The sequence below is a fragment of the Herbaspirillum sp. 1130 genome, from assembly GCF_017833835.1.
Classification (GTDB): domain Bacteria; phylum Pseudomonadota; class Gammaproteobacteria; order Burkholderiales; family Burkholderiaceae_D; genus Herbaspirillum; species Herbaspirillum huttiense.
Map to the genome: position 1 here is coordinate 612,382 of NZ_JAFICQ010000002.1, position 15,532 is coordinate 627,913.

At 60.7% G+C, this 15,532-nt stretch carries 13 protein-coding genes; 8 read left to right on the plus strand and 5 right to left on the minus strand.

The window, feature by feature from the left end:
* Positions 1–28: 28 nt before the first annotated feature.
* Both miaB and JOD78_RS11610 read right to left on the minus strand, forming a co-directional pair.
* Positions 29–1,369: a tRNA (N6-isopentenyl adenosine(37)-C2)-methylthiotransferase MiaB gene (gene miaB / locus JOD78_RS11605; RefSeq protein WP_209568019.1), complete on the minus strand. Its 1,341-nt coding sequence runs from the start codon at positions 1,367–1,369 to the stop codon at positions 29–31.
* A 193-nt stretch (positions 1,370–1,562) separates the two neighbouring features.
* Entirely contained in the window at positions 1,563–2,480 is a 918-nt protein-coding gene (locus tag JOD78_RS11610; RefSeq protein WP_348534263.1) for a LysR family transcriptional regulator, read from the minus strand.
* A 130-nt stretch (positions 2,481–2,610) separates the two neighbouring features.
* Between JOD78_RS11610 and JOD78_RS11615 the strand changes: the two genes are divergently transcribed.
* From JOD78_RS11615 to JOD78_RS11640, 6 genes are all read left to right on the plus strand, one after another.
* Entirely contained in the window at positions 2,611–3,219 is a 609-nt protein-coding gene (locus JOD78_RS11615; protein WP_209568017.1) for a cysteine hydrolase family protein, read from the plus strand.
* Between the two features lie 423 nt (positions 3,220–3,642).
* Positions 3,643–4,272, plus strand: a complete 630-nt coding sequence (locus JOD78_RS11620; RefSeq protein WP_121037665.1) for a nucleoside/nucleotide kinase family protein — start codon at positions 3,643–3,645, stop codon at positions 4,270–4,272.
* A gap of 98 nt (positions 4,273–4,370) precedes the next feature.
* Positions 4,371–5,321, plus strand: a complete 951-nt coding sequence (locus tag JOD78_RS11625) for an ABC transporter substrate-binding protein (RefSeq protein WP_209568015.1) — start codon at positions 4,371–4,373, stop codon at positions 5,319–5,321.
* 120 nt (positions 5,322–5,441) lie between these two features.
* Positions 5,442–7,034: a sugar ABC transporter ATP-binding protein gene (locus JOD78_RS11630; RefSeq protein WP_121037659.1), complete on the plus strand. Its 1,593-nt coding sequence runs from the start codon at positions 5,442–5,444 to the stop codon at positions 7,032–7,034.
* Between the two features lie 2 nt (positions 7,035–7,036).
* Complete coding sequence (locus JOD78_RS11635) at positions 7,037–8,053, plus strand: ribose ABC transporter permease (protein ID WP_034332147.1); 1,017 nt, start codon at positions 7,037–7,039, stop codon at positions 8,051–8,053.
* A 26-nt stretch (positions 8,054–8,079) separates the two neighbouring features.
* Positions 8,080–9,270 carry an AGE family epimerase/isomerase gene (locus JOD78_RS11640; protein ID WP_209568014.1) on the plus strand — a complete coding sequence of 397 codons (1,191 nt, stop codon included), beginning with the start codon at positions 8,080–8,082 and terminating at the stop codon, positions 9,268–9,270.
* A 9-nt stretch (positions 9,271–9,279) separates the two neighbouring features.
* Here the strand turns inward: JOD78_RS11640 and JOD78_RS11645 are convergent, their stop codons facing one another.
* The 3 genes from JOD78_RS11645 to JOD78_RS11655 all read right to left on the minus strand — a co-directional run bounded on the left by JOD78_RS11645 (position 9,280) and on the right by JOD78_RS11655 (position 13,022).
* Positions 9,280–10,074, minus strand: a complete 795-nt coding sequence (locus tag JOD78_RS11645) for a TIGR02285 family protein (RefSeq protein ID WP_245202123.1) — start codon at positions 10,072–10,074, stop codon at positions 9,280–9,282.
* Between the two features lie 68 nt (positions 10,075–10,142).
* Positions 10,143–11,567 carry a diguanylate cyclase gene (locus JOD78_RS11650; RefSeq protein ID WP_209568010.1) on the minus strand — a complete coding sequence of 475 codons (1,425 nt, stop codon included), beginning with the start codon at positions 11,565–11,567 and terminating at the stop codon, positions 10,143–10,145.
* A 624-nt stretch (positions 11,568–12,191) separates the two neighbouring features.
* Positions 12,192–13,022 (minus strand): MetQ/NlpA family ABC transporter substrate-binding protein, encoded by an 831-nt coding sequence (locus JOD78_RS11655; protein ID WP_209568008.1) that lies wholly within the window; start codon positions 13,020–13,022, stop codon positions 12,192–12,194.
* Positions 13,023–13,568: 546 nt separating this feature from the next.
* Between JOD78_RS11655 and dcm the strand changes: the two genes are divergently transcribed.
* Both dcm and vsr read left to right on the plus strand, forming a co-directional pair.
* The gene (gene dcm / locus JOD78_RS11660; protein ID WP_209568006.1) at positions 13,569–14,927 is read left to right on the plus strand and encodes a DNA (cytosine-5-)-methyltransferase; all 1,359 of its coding nucleotides are present in this window, start codon (positions 13,569–13,571) and stop codon (positions 14,925–14,927) included.
* A gap of 2 nt (positions 14,928–14,929) precedes the next feature.
* Positions 14,930–15,376 carry a DNA mismatch endonuclease Vsr gene (gene vsr / locus JOD78_RS11665; protein WP_209568004.1) on the plus strand — a complete coding sequence of 149 codons (447 nt, stop codon included), beginning with the start codon at positions 14,930–14,932 and terminating at the stop codon, positions 15,374–15,376.
* Positions 15,377–15,532: the final 156 nt, after the last annotated feature.

Consider the following 15,532-nt stretch of genomic DNA (forward strand, 5'->3'; position numbering starts at 1 on the left):
CACGATTCCGGTTAAGGGGATTGAATCATCAATGACGGGTCACGATCTCGCCACGCAGCGAGAAGGGGAAGGCTTCGGTCACGCGGACTTCGATGATCTCGCCGATCAGGCGCTGGCCGTTCGGACCACCGTCGAAGTTGACCACGCGATTGCTCTCGGTGCGGCCTTGCAGCTCATGCTCGCGGCGCTTGGAAATGCCTTCCACCAGCACCTTCTGCACCGTGCCGACCTGCGCGGCACTGATCTTTGCCGCGTTCTCGTTGAGCGCAGCCTGCAGGCGCTGCAGGCGGGCCAGCTTGACTTCCTGCGGGGTGTCGTCGGCCAGGCTGGCGGCGGGCGTGCCGGGGCGCGGGCTGAAGATGAAGGAGAAACTGTTGTCGAAGCCCACATCGGCCACCAGCTTCATGAGCGCTTCGAAATCTTCCTCGGTCTCACCGGGGAAGCCGACGATGAAGTCCGATTGCACCGTGATATCCGGACGCACCTTGCGCATGCGGCGGATCACCGACTTGTATTCCAGCGCGGTATAGCCGCGCTTCATCGCCGCCAGCGTGCGGTCCGAGCCGTGTTGCGCCGGCAGGTAGAGGTGATTGCAGAGCTTGGGCACCTTGGCATAGGTGTCGATGAGGCGCTGCGAGAATTCCTTGGGATGGCTGGTCACGAAGCGGATGCGCTCGATGCCCGGCAGCTCGGCGATGTATTCGATCAGCAGGGCGAAGTCGGCGATCTCGCCATCTTCCATCACGCCGCGATAGGCATTGACGTTCTGGCCCAGCAGCATGATTTCCTTCACGCGCTGGTCGGCCAGCCCGGCCACTTCGGTGAGCACATCCTCAAAGCGGCGCGAGACTTCCTCGCCGCGCGTATAGGGCACCACGCAGTAGCTGCAATACTTGCTGCAGCCTTCCATGATGGAGACATAGGCGGTCGCCCCTTCCACGCGGGCCGGCGGCAGGTGGTCGAACTTCTCGATCTCGGGGAAGCTGATGTCCACCTGCGGACGGCCGCTGTAGCGCCGCTCGGAGATCATCTGCGGCAGGCGATGCAGGGTCTGCGGGCCGAACACCATGTCCACGAAGGGTGCGCGCTTGATGATGGCGTCGCCTTCCTGCGAGGCCACGCAGCCGCCCACGCCGATGAGCAGGTCGGGTTTGTCCTTCTTCAGCGCACGCAGGCGGCCCAGGTCGGAAAACACCTTCTCCTGCGCCTTCTCGCGAATCGAGCAGGTGTTCAGCAGGATCACGTCGGCCTCTTCCGGACGATCGGTCTTGACGAGGCCTTCGGCGAGATGGAGCACGTCGGCCATCTTGTCCGAGTCGTACTCGTTCATCTGGCAGCCGAAGGTTTTGATGAATACTTTTTTCTGCATAAATCTTTATCAGGCGAAGAGCGCAGGAAGGACGCATGGAACATGCGCGCGCCGGCGAGGAGGAGGGCGGCGGGCCGCTTGAATGTGCTGCTGCAGCGGTGGTGGAGCCCATCCCCGGAGGTTCGCGATTATAGCACCGCAGGCCCCGTGCAGCCGCCGCCAGCGCCGGGCGGGCCTGTCCATGAGGCAATTCTCAGAGTTGCGCGCAGCAGTCCTGCAGCCATGCCAGCACGGCGCGCAGCCGGGGCAGGGTCTTGAGGTCGCGATGGAATACCGCCCACAGTTCGCGCTGCAGCTGTGGTGCGGACTCCACAGTCTGCAGTTCCGGTGCCAGCAGATAGCTTGGCAGCAAGGCCAGCCCGACCCCGGCGCGCGCGGCCATGCACTGCGCCACCAGGCTGGTGCTGCGCAAACGCACCGGGTTGCCGGCGGCATGGTCGGCGATCCAGCGCGTCTCCGGAATGTCCGGCACGCCATCGTCATAGGCCACGAAGGGCGCCGTCTTGCGCGCCCGTCGCCAGAGCGCGACGTTGTCGGCCGTGCCACAAAGGTAAAAACGCACCGCGCCCAGCGGCCGGGCAATCAGTTCGCCATCTTGGGGCTTGCCGAAGCGCAGGGCCAGGTCGGCTTCGCGCCGCGCCAGGCTCAGGGTCTGGTGGCCCAGCGCGAATTCCACGTCCAGCGCTGGCCATTGTTCCAGCAGAGCGGGCAGGCGCGGGGCCATGAACATGGTCCCGATGGCATCGGTGCAGGCCAGGCGCAGCTTGCCTTCCAGCCGCAGGTCCCCGCCCGCCAGGGTGCGCGCCAGTTGCCGGGTCTGTTCCTGCATGGCGCGGGCAGCCGTCAGCACGCTCTCGCCCAGGCGGGTCAGTTCCACATCCTCGGCGCGGCGCAGGTACAGCGGACCCTGCAGGGCCTCTTCCAGCAGGTGCAGGCGGCGGCCGATGGTGGCATGCGTGACGCCCAGCGCGCGGGCCGCCCCGGAGAGGCTGCCGGCCTCGACGAAAGCGACGAAGCTGCGCAGGCTTTCCCAGTCGGCATCCAGGGTGGCATGCATGGCTTGCGGTGAGGGCAAGGGCGCGGCCTTGCTGCGGGCTGTTAATTTTTTCACAGGGGGCTGGCGATTTTGGTGAATGGCAGTGCGAATTTTATCGGACTAAGATGGTCCGTCACTGTGCATTGACGTTCAGTTGCAGCGTTTTATCGACTTCTCTCGAACATTTTTTAACAAGGAACCGCGCATGTCCTCTCCCCAGACCCTGATCCAGATCGCCGGTGGCAGCGCCCGCGCCGCCACCTGGCAGGAAGCCGTCCTGCTCATCATCGACCACCAGACCGAATACACCACCGGCCGCGCCCCGCTGGCCGGCATCGATGCCGCCGTCGGGCAGATCGCCGAGTTGCTGCGCCAGGCCCGTGCCGCCGGTGCGCCGGTGATCCACGTCGTCCACCACAGCAAGCCGGGCAGTGCCATGTTCGATCCGCAAGGTCCGCACGTGGCCATCATCGACGGCGTGCAGCCGCAGGGCGACGAGCTGGTGCTGCCCAAGGGCCTGCCCAATGCCTTCGCCGGTACCGCGCTGGACGAGGCCATCATGAAGACCGGCCGCAAGTCCCTGATCGTGACCGGCTTTGCTACCCACATGTGCGTGAGCGCGACCGTGCGCTCGGCACTGGACCATGGCTATGCCTCCACGGTCGTGGCGGCTGCCTGCGCTACCCGCGACCTGCCAGATCCCCTGGGCGGTGCGCCGGTCAAGGCGGCCGAGGTCCAGCGTGTGGCGCTGACCGAACTGGCCGATCGCTATGCCACCGTGGTGGCAGATGCGGCGGCGCTGGCCGGGGCCTGATCTCATTGCATGACGGCTTTTTCGCACTGCGCGAAAAAGACAATCACAAGGACGCTACCACCGAGGTAGCGTCCTTTTTTCATGCAGCTTGAAAATGATCTGACTTATTCATAAGGGGATCGATATCGAAAAAATTCAAAGAAAATTTCATCACGTTGACGACGAGGAACTAGCAATAATTAGAAATAACGCATGAATATTCAGGAGTGCTGAAATTCAGGAGACAGAATCGCTTAGTTTGTCGGCTTTCCGTAATTCGCGCATGTCCGCATCCGGTTGGCACGACAGCCGCCTGCCATGCGGCAGATGGGCGAGGCAAGCACAACAGGAGAAGCTGCTGTTGTGCTGCATTTCAATAAAGAACGCGCACGGCGCGCACGGATGGCCTGGCAGGCCGTCCTTAGAAAAAGGAATGAGTCGACCATGATTCCGGCCCCCTTCAGCGACCGGCTTGCAGCGCTGCTGGCCCGAGGCCAGCGCACCATACTCGGCATCGCCGGTCCGCCCGGCAGCGGCAAGTCCACGTTCGCCGCTGCGCTGCTGGCGCATGCACAGGCGCACGGACTGACGCAGTCCGTCATCCTGCCCATGGATGGCTACCACCTCGCCAATGCGGAGCTGGCACGGCTGGGCCGCGCCACGCGCAAAGGGGCGGAAGATACCTTCGACAGCGCCGGTTACGTCCACCTGCTGGCGCGGCTGCGCCAGCAGCAGGCCGATGAAGTCATCTACGCACCGCAATTCCTGCGCGAGATCGAGGAAGCCATTGCCGGCAGCATCGCCATCCCTGCTGATACCCGGCTCATCATCACCGAAGGCAATTACCTGCTGCTCGACCGCGGCCACTGGTCGCGCGTGCGGCCCTTGCTCGATGAGGTCTGGTATGTCGATGTCGATCCTGCCGTGCGGCTGCAGCGGCTGATTGCGCGCCACGTGCAATTTGGCCGCAGTCCGGAAGAGGCCGAGGCGTGGGTGATGCACAGCGATGAAATCAACGCAGCGCTGATCGAAACGACGCGCAGCCGTGCCGACCAGATTGTTCGCCGGGACTGACCGTTCCGGCGTGTTGTATGCAGCAAGCAGCAAGCAGCAAAGGGCCGCGACAGGCCCCAGCCATCCCCCTCGAACTTCCAACAAGAACGGAGACCAGCATGATCCAGAAAACCCTCGCCATCGCCTGCGCCACTCTTGCACTGGGCGCCGCCACGGCCACTGCACAGGCGGCGGACAAGCCCCTCAAATCGGTCGGTGTCACCCTCGGCGATTTGGCCAATCCCTTCTTCGTGGCCATCGCCAAGGGCGCTGAAAGCGGCGCCCACAAGATCAATCCGGACGCCAAGGTCACCGTGGTCTCTTCCAAGTATGACCTCAACACCCAGGTCGGCCAGATCGAGAACTTCATCGCCAACAAGGTTGACCTGATCGTGCTCAACGCCGCCGATTCCAAGGGCATCGGCCCGGCCGTGAAGAAAGCCAAGAAGGCCGGCATCGTGGTGGTGGCCGTGGACGTGGCCGCAGAAGGTGCGGACGTCACCGTCATGTCGGACAACACCATGGCCGGCGCCGAGTCCTGCAAGTTCATCGCCGACAAGCTGCAGGGCAAGGGCAATGTGGTCATCGTCAATGGCCCGCCGGTGTCGGCCGTGATGGACCGCGTCACCGGCTGCAAGGCCGAGTTCAAGAAATCGCCCGGCATCAAGATCCTCTCCGACAACCAGAACGCCGGCGGCAGCCGTGATGGCGGCATGACCACCATGTCCAATCTGCTGGCCGCGCAAGGCAAGATCGATGGCGTCTTCGCCATCAACGACCCGACTGCCATCGGGGCTGAACTGGCGATCCGCCAGGCCAAGCGCAGCGACATCAAGGTCATCACCGGTGTCGATGGCGCACCCGATGCCGAGCGTGCGCTCAAGGACAGCAAGTCGCTCTTCGCCGCCTCGCCCGCGCAGGACCCATATGGCATGGCTGCTGAAAGCGTGGCCATCGGCTATCAGGTCATGAATGGCCGCGCCCCCGAGAAGGCCGTCAAGCTGCTGCCGGTCAAGCTGATCACGCGCGACAACGTGGCGGATTACAAGGGCTGGGTCCCGGCCAACTGAAGCCACGCATCTGGTAGCTCACCTGACAGGTGAGCGAGCCCGATCCGCAGCGCCCGCAGTCAGGAGATCTTCCGGCTGCAGGACGCGCTTGCCGCCCCGCGGCTGCTTTCCTTGATTGCCATGACTTCCACTCCCATTCTGCAGATGACCGGCATCAGCAAGTCCTTCGGGGCCACGCGCGCGCTGTCGGACATGCACCTGACCATCCGCCCCGGCGAGATCCACGCCCTCATGGGCGAGAACGGTGCCGGCAAGAGCACGCTCATGAAAGTGCTTTCCGGCGTCCATGCGCCTGATGACGGCCAGATCCTGCTGGACGGCAAGCCGGTCTCGCTGCGCGACCCCGGTGCCAGCCGCGCCGCCGGCATCAACCTGATCTACCAGGAACTGGCGGTCGCGCCCAACATCAGCGTGGCCGCCAATGTCTTCATGGGCAGCGAACTGCGCACGCGCTGGGGGCTGATCGATCACGCCGCCATGCGCGCTCGCACCGATGCCGTCCTCCGCCAATTGGGCGCCAGCTTCCGTGCCTCGGACCGGGCCGGACGTCTTTCCATCGCCGAACAGCAGCAGGTCGAAATCGCCCGTGCCCTGGTACACCGCAGCCGCATCGTCATCATGGATGAACCGACGGCGGCGCTCTCCGAACGGGAGACCGAGCATCTCTTCGGCGTGGTGAAACGCCTGCGCGATGAGGGCCTGGCCATCATCTACATCAGCCATCGCATGGCGGAGGTGTATGCCCTGGCGGATCGCGTGACGGTGCTGCGCGATGGCAGCTTCGTGGGTGAACTGGCACGCGAGGAGATCGATTCCGAGCGCATCGTGCAGATGATGGTGGGCCGCTCGCTGGGCGAGTTCTACCAGCACACCCGCATGGCCCCGGAACGCGCGGCGGTCTTGCCGGTGGTGTTGCAGGTGCAGGATCTGGCGGGTGGCAAGGTCAGGCCGGCCAGCTTCGCGGTGCGTGCCGGCGAAGTGCTCGGTTTTGCCGGGCTGGTCGGTGCCGGGCGTACCGAACTGGCGCGCCTGCTTTTCGGTGCCGATGCCCGCAGCGGCGGCCACGTGCTGCTGGATGGCCAGGCGGTGCAGATCGATGAACCGCGCGCCGCCATGCGCGCCGGCATCGCCTACGTGCCGGAAGACCGCAAAGGCCAGGGCCTGTTCCTGCAGATGGCCGTGGGAGCCAACGCCACCATGAACGTGGCGGGCCGCCACAGCACGCTGGGACTGGTACGCAGCGGCGCGCTGGATGGCGTGGCGCGCGACGCCATCCAGCGCCTCAACGTCAAGGTCGCGCATCCCGGCGTGGCGGTGGGCAAGCTCTCCGGCGGCAACCAGCAGAAGGTCCTGCTGGCGCGCTGGCTGGAGATTGCACCCAAGGTTCTGATCCTGGACGAGCCTACGCGGGGTGTGGATATCTATGCCAAGAGCGAGATCTATCAACTTGTCCACAAGCTGGCCGAACAGGGCGTGGCCGTTGTCGTCATTTCCAGCGAGCTGCCGGAAGTGATCGGCATCTGCGACCGCGTGCTGGTCATGCGCGAGGGCAGCATCACCGGTGAACTGGCCGGCGCGGCCATCACCCAGGAAGCCATCATGCATCTGGCCACCGATGCGGGGGGCATGCATGGTGCGCATGGACAGGCCGCTCCGGCTTACGGCATGGCGCATTCGGGCTTGCCTTCTTCTCCTTCCTCTCATTCCTTCTAGTCATGGCTCATCCAACTCCTCTGCACAAGAACGCGGCTGCGGCGCGTTCCTCTTCCACGGCGTCGCAATGGCTGCTGCACCGGCTGGGCATGTTGCCGGTACTGGTGGTGCTGTATCTGCTGTTCTATGCGCTCACCATCTATCTCAGCGGCGACGGCAGTTCCAACTTCGCCACCGCCGAAAACACCATGAACATCCTGCGCCAGGTCGCCATCAACCTGGTACTGGCGGCCGGCATGACCTTCGTCATCCTTACCGCCGGCATCGACCTGTCGGTCGGCTCCGTGCTGGCAGTGTCGGCGGTGCTGGGCATGCAGATATCGCTCAGTGCCGCGCCGGGCTGGTCGATTCCCATGTTCATCGTGTCGGGGCTGTTGATGGGCATGGTCAACGGGGCCATGGTGGCCTTCCTCAACATCAATGCCTTCGTGGTGACGCTGGGCACGATGACGGCCTTCCGCGGGGCGGCCTATCTGCTGGCCGATGGCACTACGGTGCTGAACAATGACATTCCCAGTTTCGAATGGATAGGCAATGGCGATTTCCTGCACGTCCCCTGGCTGATCTGGGTGGCGGTCGCGGTGGTGCTGCTGTCCTGGGTGATCCTGCGCAAGACGGTGCTGGGCATGCACATCTACGCCATCGGCGGCAACCTGCAGGCGGCGCGCCTGACCGGCATCCGCGTGGGACTGGTGCTGCTGTTCGTGTATTCGATCAGCGGCCTGTTCGCCGGCCTGGCCGGCGCCATGTCGGCCAGCCGCCTGTATGGCGCCAACGGCAACTGGGGCAGCGGCTATGAACTGGACGCGATTGCCGCCGTGGTGCTGGGCGGTACCAGCCTCATGGGGGGCGTGGGCACGATCTGGGGGACGGTGGTAGGGGCACTGATCATCGGCGTGATGAACAACGGGCTGACCATCCTCGGCCTGTCCTCGTTCTGGCAATATGTGGCCAAGGGCGCGGTCATCGTGCTGGCCGTGATCCTCGACAAATGGCGTCAGAAGGATGCCGCGCAATGACACTCTCTTCCCCATCCGGAGCCGGCATGTCCCTTCCCGATCTCGAAAGCCGCGCCTTCCTGCAGGCGCATGTGGCCGATACGCTGGCCTTTTACGACCGCCATGCCATCGATCCCGAGGGCGGATTCTTTCACTACCTGAAGGACGATGGCAGCGTCTATGAGCGCAGCCATCGGCATCTGGTCAGCGCGACGCGGCTGGTCTTCACGCAGTCCATGGCGTATCTGCATACCGGGCAATCACGCTATCTGGAACAGACGCGCCATGCACTGGCGCATCTGCAGCGCTTCCGTCATGCGGAGGGGCCGTTGGCCGGCCTGTATGCCTGGACCCTGCGCGATGGCCAGATCGAGGACGGCACCGTGATGGCCTATGGCCAGGCCTTCGTGCTGCTGGCATTCGCGCAGGCACACCGCGTCGGCCTGTGTGATGCGCAGCAGGTGGCGCAGGCGTATGAACGCATGGAGAGCGCTTTCTTTGAGCCTGCGCATGAAGCGTATGCGGACGAGATCACGCCCTCCGGCGAGTTGATTCCGTATCGCGGCCAGAACGCCAACATGCACATGTGCGAAGCCTGCCTGGCTGCGCATGTCGCCACCGGGCGCGCGGTCTACCTGGAACGTGCGCAGTTGCTGATCGAGCGCTTCGTGTTTGGATTGGCACGGCAATCACAGGATCTGGTGTGGGAGCATTATCGTCAGGACTGGTCCCTGGATCACGACTACAACCGCGGCAACCGCGACAACATCTTCAAGCCCTGGGGCTTCCAGACCGGCCACCAGACCGAGTGGGCCAAGCTGCTGCTGATCGCTCATGCACAGGAGCCGCGCCCGGCCTACGTGACGCGTGCTGCCGAATTGCAGGACGCGGCGTGGCAGCATGGCTGGGATGCCCTGTATGGCGGTTTGATCTACGGCTTCGATCCGGACCTGCGGCCGTATGACACCGACAAATATTTCTGGGTCCAGGCCGAATCCTTCGCCAGTGCATGGCGTTTGTGGCGCGTGACCGGGGAAGAACGTTTCCGCCAGCAGTATCACGCCATCTGGGCGTGGAGCTGGGCGCATCTGGTCGATCATCATCACGGGGCCTGGTTCCGCATTCTGGCCGCCGATGGCAGCAAGCTGGAAGACACCAAGTCGCCCGCCGGCAAGGTCGACTATCACACCATGGGCGCGTGCTGGGATGTGATGGAAGCGGGCGGCCTGCGCGAGTGAGCAAGACGCTCAGGGAATCTTCAGGAACACCTTGTCATAGATCTTGCGGATTTCCGCCACCGACTCCGGATCGTGCCATTTCTCGACGATGGCGCGATACGATGGCTTGGCGCGTTCGGCCAGCAGGACCTTGTTGACCTGCGCCACCACTTGCCGGCCCCATTCGTTATGGGGGCACATCACGCGATTGAAGACGACTTCATTGGCCTCCTGCATCGGCAGCGCCACCAGTTCGCCGGCATGGCCCATGGCGCGCGCCTGGTCGAAGGCCAGCAGCGGTAGCTCAACCATGTAGTCAAGGCGGCCGGCCAGCAGCATGCCGATCGCTTCCATCTGTTCGGAATAATTTTCACGCGGCGGATAGGTGGCCAGCAGCTTGTCCACCGTCGGGCTGTAGGAGCGGTCACGCATCACCGATGTAGTCAGTCGTGGGTCTTGCAGCAAGCCCGTCAGCGAGGTCCGGTGCCTGAATTCCTCCACGCGATCACGCCGCACGATGATGCGCAGTGGCAGGAAGATCGACATCGGCAGCGAGAGGTAGCCGTAATGTTCGCGCTCCGGGGTCTTGAGCATGCCGTTGAAGCACCAGTGACTGCCCTTGCGGATCTCGCTGTTGATGCGCGGGAAGGGGGCCTCCAGTTCGACGTGCTCGTAGCCGGGCATTTCCTTTTTCAGCACGTTGAGGGTGAGATCGAAGATGCCCTGATGCGCGAATTCGCCGCTGCGAATCATGTAGGGCGGCACATTGTATTTGCCCCAGGTGATCTGGTCGGCTGCCATCGCGATGGGCAGCATGGCCGCCATGCACGCGCAGCACACCAAGTGGGCGAGGGGTTTGAGCCAATGACGATGGGGCATGCGCGACTTCCTTTTCAGATGGGGGCAGCGGAAGACGATGGCGGCAACGCCGGTGCCAGCAACACACGATTGCGGCCATCGGTCTTGGCTTGATAGAGCGCCCGGTCGGCCGCTTGCAGCAAGGATTCCAGCCGCGCGTCGGGATGGGCCGGAATGCACCAGGCCACCCCGGCGCTGATGGTAATGCGGCCCAGAGCGGATCCGGCATGCGGCAGGTTCAGCGCATGGATGGCATCGCACATGCGCTGCAGGATGTGCTGGCCCTGGAGGCCATCGGTCTCGGCGAGGATCACCGCGAATTCTTCGCCGCCATAGCGCGCTACGGTTTCACCGGCGCGGCCGATGGTGTGCTGCAGTGTCTGCGCTACCTGGCGCAAGACCGCATCCCCGGCCACGTGGCCGTAATGATCGTTGTAGGGCTTGAACCAGTCGACGTCGATGAAGGCCACCGTCAGCGGCTTGGCGTGGCGCAGGCTGCGTCGCCATTCGTGATCCAGTGTCTCGTCGAAGCTGCGGCGGTTGGCGATGCCGGTGAGGCCATCGGTGAGGCTGAGTGAACGCAGACGTTCGTTGGCCTGCGCCAGATCACGCGTGCGTTCGGCGATGCGCAGCTCCAGCGATTTGTTGAGGGCGCGCAGGGATTCCTTTTCCTGTTCCAGTTGCGCGTAGAGCGCGCGGTTCTGGCCTGACTGCTTGCGCAGGCTGGACAGCATCGCGTTGATGGCATCGGCCAGGAAGTGCAGCTCATGGCGCGTGCGTCCTCGCAGCCGGATGCGTTGCGGATTGTCGGGGTGATCGGGCTGGTTCAGATCCTGCCCGCGCACGAAGTCCGACAGCCGGGTGATGGGCCGTCCGAGCCAGCGGTGGAAGACGTAGAGGAAGATGAACCACAGCACCAGCGTCTTGATGACCGAGTTGATGAGGATCAGCGTAAAGCCGTAGGCCACCTTGCGGATCACCACCTGGCGGCTGGAATAGACGGTCCAGGCACCGATGTCGTGGGTGACGCCGTGTTCATCGCGATAGAGAATCGGGAAGCGATGGCTGGTGGCGGCATTGAAGAAGCCCGGCTTGACGGCACTGCGCGCGCCGTCGGCGTCGACGTGGATCTGTTTGCCATCGTGATCGATGATATTGCCCAGGGCCATCACCAGCTTGCCTTGCGGGTCTTCGATCTTCACGCCGGTGACCACGGGCAGGTTGCTGATGCCGCGCAGGGTGGCCTTTTGCACGTCCCCCTGGAAGCGCCAGGTGGAGCTGGCCAGGCTGGCACCGAAGGTCAGGTCCATGGCCCGCAATTCGTTGTCCACACCGGATTGCGTGTGCTCATATTCAGCGCCAAGTTGCAGGCAGGTCACGATCAGCGTCACCAGAAAGTAACTGCCGAAGATGATGCGCAGCAGATGGACTGCCAGGGAATTCTTGGAGAGCAAATTCATGTTCTTGCGTGGCGGGTTGCCTTGCTCAGGAGTTCGCGCGTGCGTGCAACGCAATGCAGATGCGGTATGCAGACATCGTGCCAGCGCGAGGGGTGCGGGCGACCGATGGCGAGACGCTGCGTGGCGTCATGGCGTGGTGTGCAGGCAATGCGGCGATGGTTGTAGCCACGATGGGCCAGCGCGCATTATTACGGATGCGCTGCTTTGGCATGGCGTGGAACTGCCGCATTGAATCTCCTCCCGCGGATGTGATGAGGGCCGTTAGCGGGCCGCTTAATTGCTGGTCACGTGCGGGGTAAATTCTAACGTCAGGTATTGCTGAGATGTTGGTGAAAGCTGCTTGAATGTAAGCAAATTGTCCATCTCCTTCGCATCATTGCCGCCAAGGCAGGAGTGTTGGTGAGGATTGTGCGCTCGCCGTTGCCCTGCGGCATGAGCGGAGATCCTTCGCAGGTTTGATGCGCTGACTGTGCGGCGCAGGGTACGCTGGAAATGAACAGCCGTCACCGTGATGACGACTGTTCGGCTTGCCGGGCTTGCGCGCGTACTTGAGTTGCAACTGCCAGGATGAATATCAACCGCGCGCTCGTTTCCATGAAAGGTAACGATACTGCGTAGGATGGCTTACTTCTTCAGCCAGGCCAGGCGATAGAGTTTCTGGTCGTTGAGATAGAACGCCTGGATACTGCTGCGCACTGCTTCCGAATTTTTGTAGATGGTGAGGAACTGGGCAATGCGCGGATCGTTTGTCTTGTCGCTGCGGGCCACGAACTGGATGGCCCAGGAATCATCCTCGTAGCTGGTATAGGCCAGTCCCTTGTGCGCATCGAAGGCTTTGGAGGCGATGATGAAATAGGGGAAGCCCTGCGCCAGATCCACATCGGGCGTCACGCGGACCAGTTGCGGTCCCTCGACCTCGACGAACTGCAGCTTCTTGGGATTGGAGACGATGTCGGCCTGGGTGCCGAGCAGCCCGGTGTCAGGGCGTAGCGTGATCAGGCCGGCGTGCTGCAGCAGGCGCAGGCCGCGGCCGACGTTGACGGGATCGCTGGCGATGGCCACCTTGGCGCCGTTGGGCAGATCGGCCAGGGAGTTGTATTTGCTGGAGTACAGGCCCAGGTAGGAGAGGATGCCAGCCTGCACGCTGGTCAGCTTGAATCCCTTGCTGCGCACGGCATTGGCCAGGTAATTGCTGTTCTGGTAGTAGTTCAGGTCGATGTCGCCGGCATCCAGCGCGATGTTGGGTGTGGCCCAGTCGCTGAATTCGATGACTTGCACATCCAGGCCTTGTTTTCTGGCTTCCTTGGCGGCGACTTCCACGGAGTCGGCGAAGACGCCGGGGACTACGCCGATCTTCAGCGGTGCGGCCAGCACGGTGCTGGCGACGGTCAGGCCTGCCAGCAATGCGGTGAGTTTGGGTATCCAGCGTTTGGTGATCGAGGGGAAAGCAGTCATGGAGGGCCCGTTTGCAAGAAAGGTCAGAGGGGTGAGAAGCGGGAGCCCAGTATAGGCAGGCACCTTCAGCGGCCCAACAAACGATTTCGCATTAGCTTCTTGGGGATTCGAGTAAGCGCGAAGTGGACCTCCGTCGGTGTTGTGGCAAGGTGGGCGCTCCACTTCTCGTGCTTGGTCGGGGGAAGTTCTCCGTAGTGTGGATCCGTGGCGGACACGCTGCGCGATGAAAAAAAGACTCCCAAGGTCAGATTTGTGTCCAACTTTGGGGTGCAGTTCAGCGGCGGGCTTTTCGTAGGGATCCGCATACGCATGAAGCGTCCACGTAGCGGTGGGCACTTGGCAAAGATGATTACTATGACCTTAATGGTTGGAACAGCTGAATAAGGCAGTTTTTCTATTTCTTGTGAAAAGCCACGTTTGCTCTTTTCAACTCGTTCTTAGTTGAACGGATGCATTTCATTCAAACTCTCCTGGCATACTAGTAGCTTTCGCTGGGTCATTTGAGTGATATTATGTCACTAGATTATTCCTTTTTTAAGATCTCACATGGATGCTCGCGCTGAAGACCTGCTATTACTCCGCAAAGTTCTTGAAATTTACGATCAGAAATATGTTGCCGAGTACCTCAATCACATTTCACCAAAGGCTTGGTGCCGGGAAACAGTTAATCGCTGGCTGAAAGGCAAAGCGTCGCCGAAATTAAGCCATCACGAATTTAATGAACTCGAGAAGCTGCTCCCTAAGCCGCCCTCAGTCGATTCGAATTATGAGTTTGATTTCATCGATCTTTTTGCCGGAATCGGAGGTATAAGGCGCGGCTTTGACGAAATCGGTGGCCGTTGTGTACTTACGAGCGAATGGAACAAATACTCGGTTCAGACATATAAGGCTAATCACTACGCTGATCCGGAGACGCACGTTTTTAACGAAGACATCCGGGAATTGACTCTGAGCCACCATGAGAACGTTTCGGAGGAGATCGCATACAAACACATCGATAAGGTAGTTCCGGATCATGATGTTCTGCTCGCCGGTTTTCCTTGCCAGCCCTTCTCAATTGCCGGTGTTTCGAAGAAAAATTCGTTAGGTTTGAAACATGGGTTCGAGTGTAAAACGCAAGGCACTTTGTTCTTTGACGTTGCTCGGATCATTGCAGTGAAAAAGCCAGTAGCTTTTGTGCTTGAGAACGTCAAAAATTTGAAGAGTCACGACCGGGGTAGAACGTTTAAGGTCATTATTGAAACCTTGGAAGAGCTTGGCTATTGGATCTCAGATGTTGCTCATTCGGGTACAAGTGACCCTAAGATTATTGATGGCAAATATTTCGTTCCTCAACACAGAGAGCGCATTGTTTTAGTTGGCTTCCGTAAAGATCTCGGAGTACATGACGGGTTTAGCCTTGCTGATATCTCGAAGTTTTATCCGAAGAAGAGCACAGCGCTCGGCGATATTCTCGAGCCTGAAGTCGATGAAAAATATATTCTTACTCCGAAGCTTTGGGAATATCTGTTTAATTATTCCATTAAGCATAAGGAAAAGGGAAATGGTTTTGGATACGGTCTCGTCAACAAGTCTTCAATCACACGGACTCTTTCTGCCAGATATCATAAAGACGGATCGGAAATACTTGTAGATAGAGGGTTTGATCCCAGGTTGCCTTTAAGCGCGCCCGAAAATCAAAAGAACCGTCCGCGCCGCTTAACGCCGAGAGAGTGTGCCCGTTTGATGGGATACGACAAGCCAAACGGTGCTGCATTTCGCATCCCTGTTTCGGATACCCAAGCATATCGGCAATTCGGAAATTCCGTGGTTGTTCCCGTTTTTGCTGCGGTAGCTAAGATGATGAGATCTAGAATCGTCGAAGGAAAATGTAAGGCTGTTATGCCGAGCCAAAAAGTGGCGTAGAAATGGTTGACGTTCATAAGCCCGAGATACGTTCGAAGAACATGCGGGCTGTCAGACCTAAAGATACAAGACCGGAATTAATTGTTCGTCGTGCCATCCATGCGCGCGGATTTCGTTATCGGTTGCACGCTCGTGACCTGCCAGGCTCTCCCGACTTAGTTCTTCCGAAATATCGCTCAGTAATTTTCATTCACGGCTGTTTTTGGCATGGACACAACTGCCCAATGTTCAAAACTCCTGCCACTAATACAGATTTCTGGATTAGTAAAATTGAGCGTAATAAGGCTAACGACTTGAAATTTATGGCCGAATTACTTGGAGGTGGGTGGAGGGTCGCGGTAGTTTGGGAATGTGCCCTCAAAGGAAGAGGGAGCAATGCCCAAACAGCTGTAGATCTGCTTGAAGAATGGTTGCTTAGTGAAAGAAGCGAATTGGAGCTTAGAAGATGACATTCGCTATGGAAAATGATTTCTTGCCCCCTATAACGATCTTATTCAACGTCGGCGGATGTGGTGGATATCCGAAGAATATGCGGGGCTAGATTCTTTCCAGAGTAGGGATGTAGCTTTGTATTGCTGCCGAATTTCTTTTTTTAAAGAGTTTCA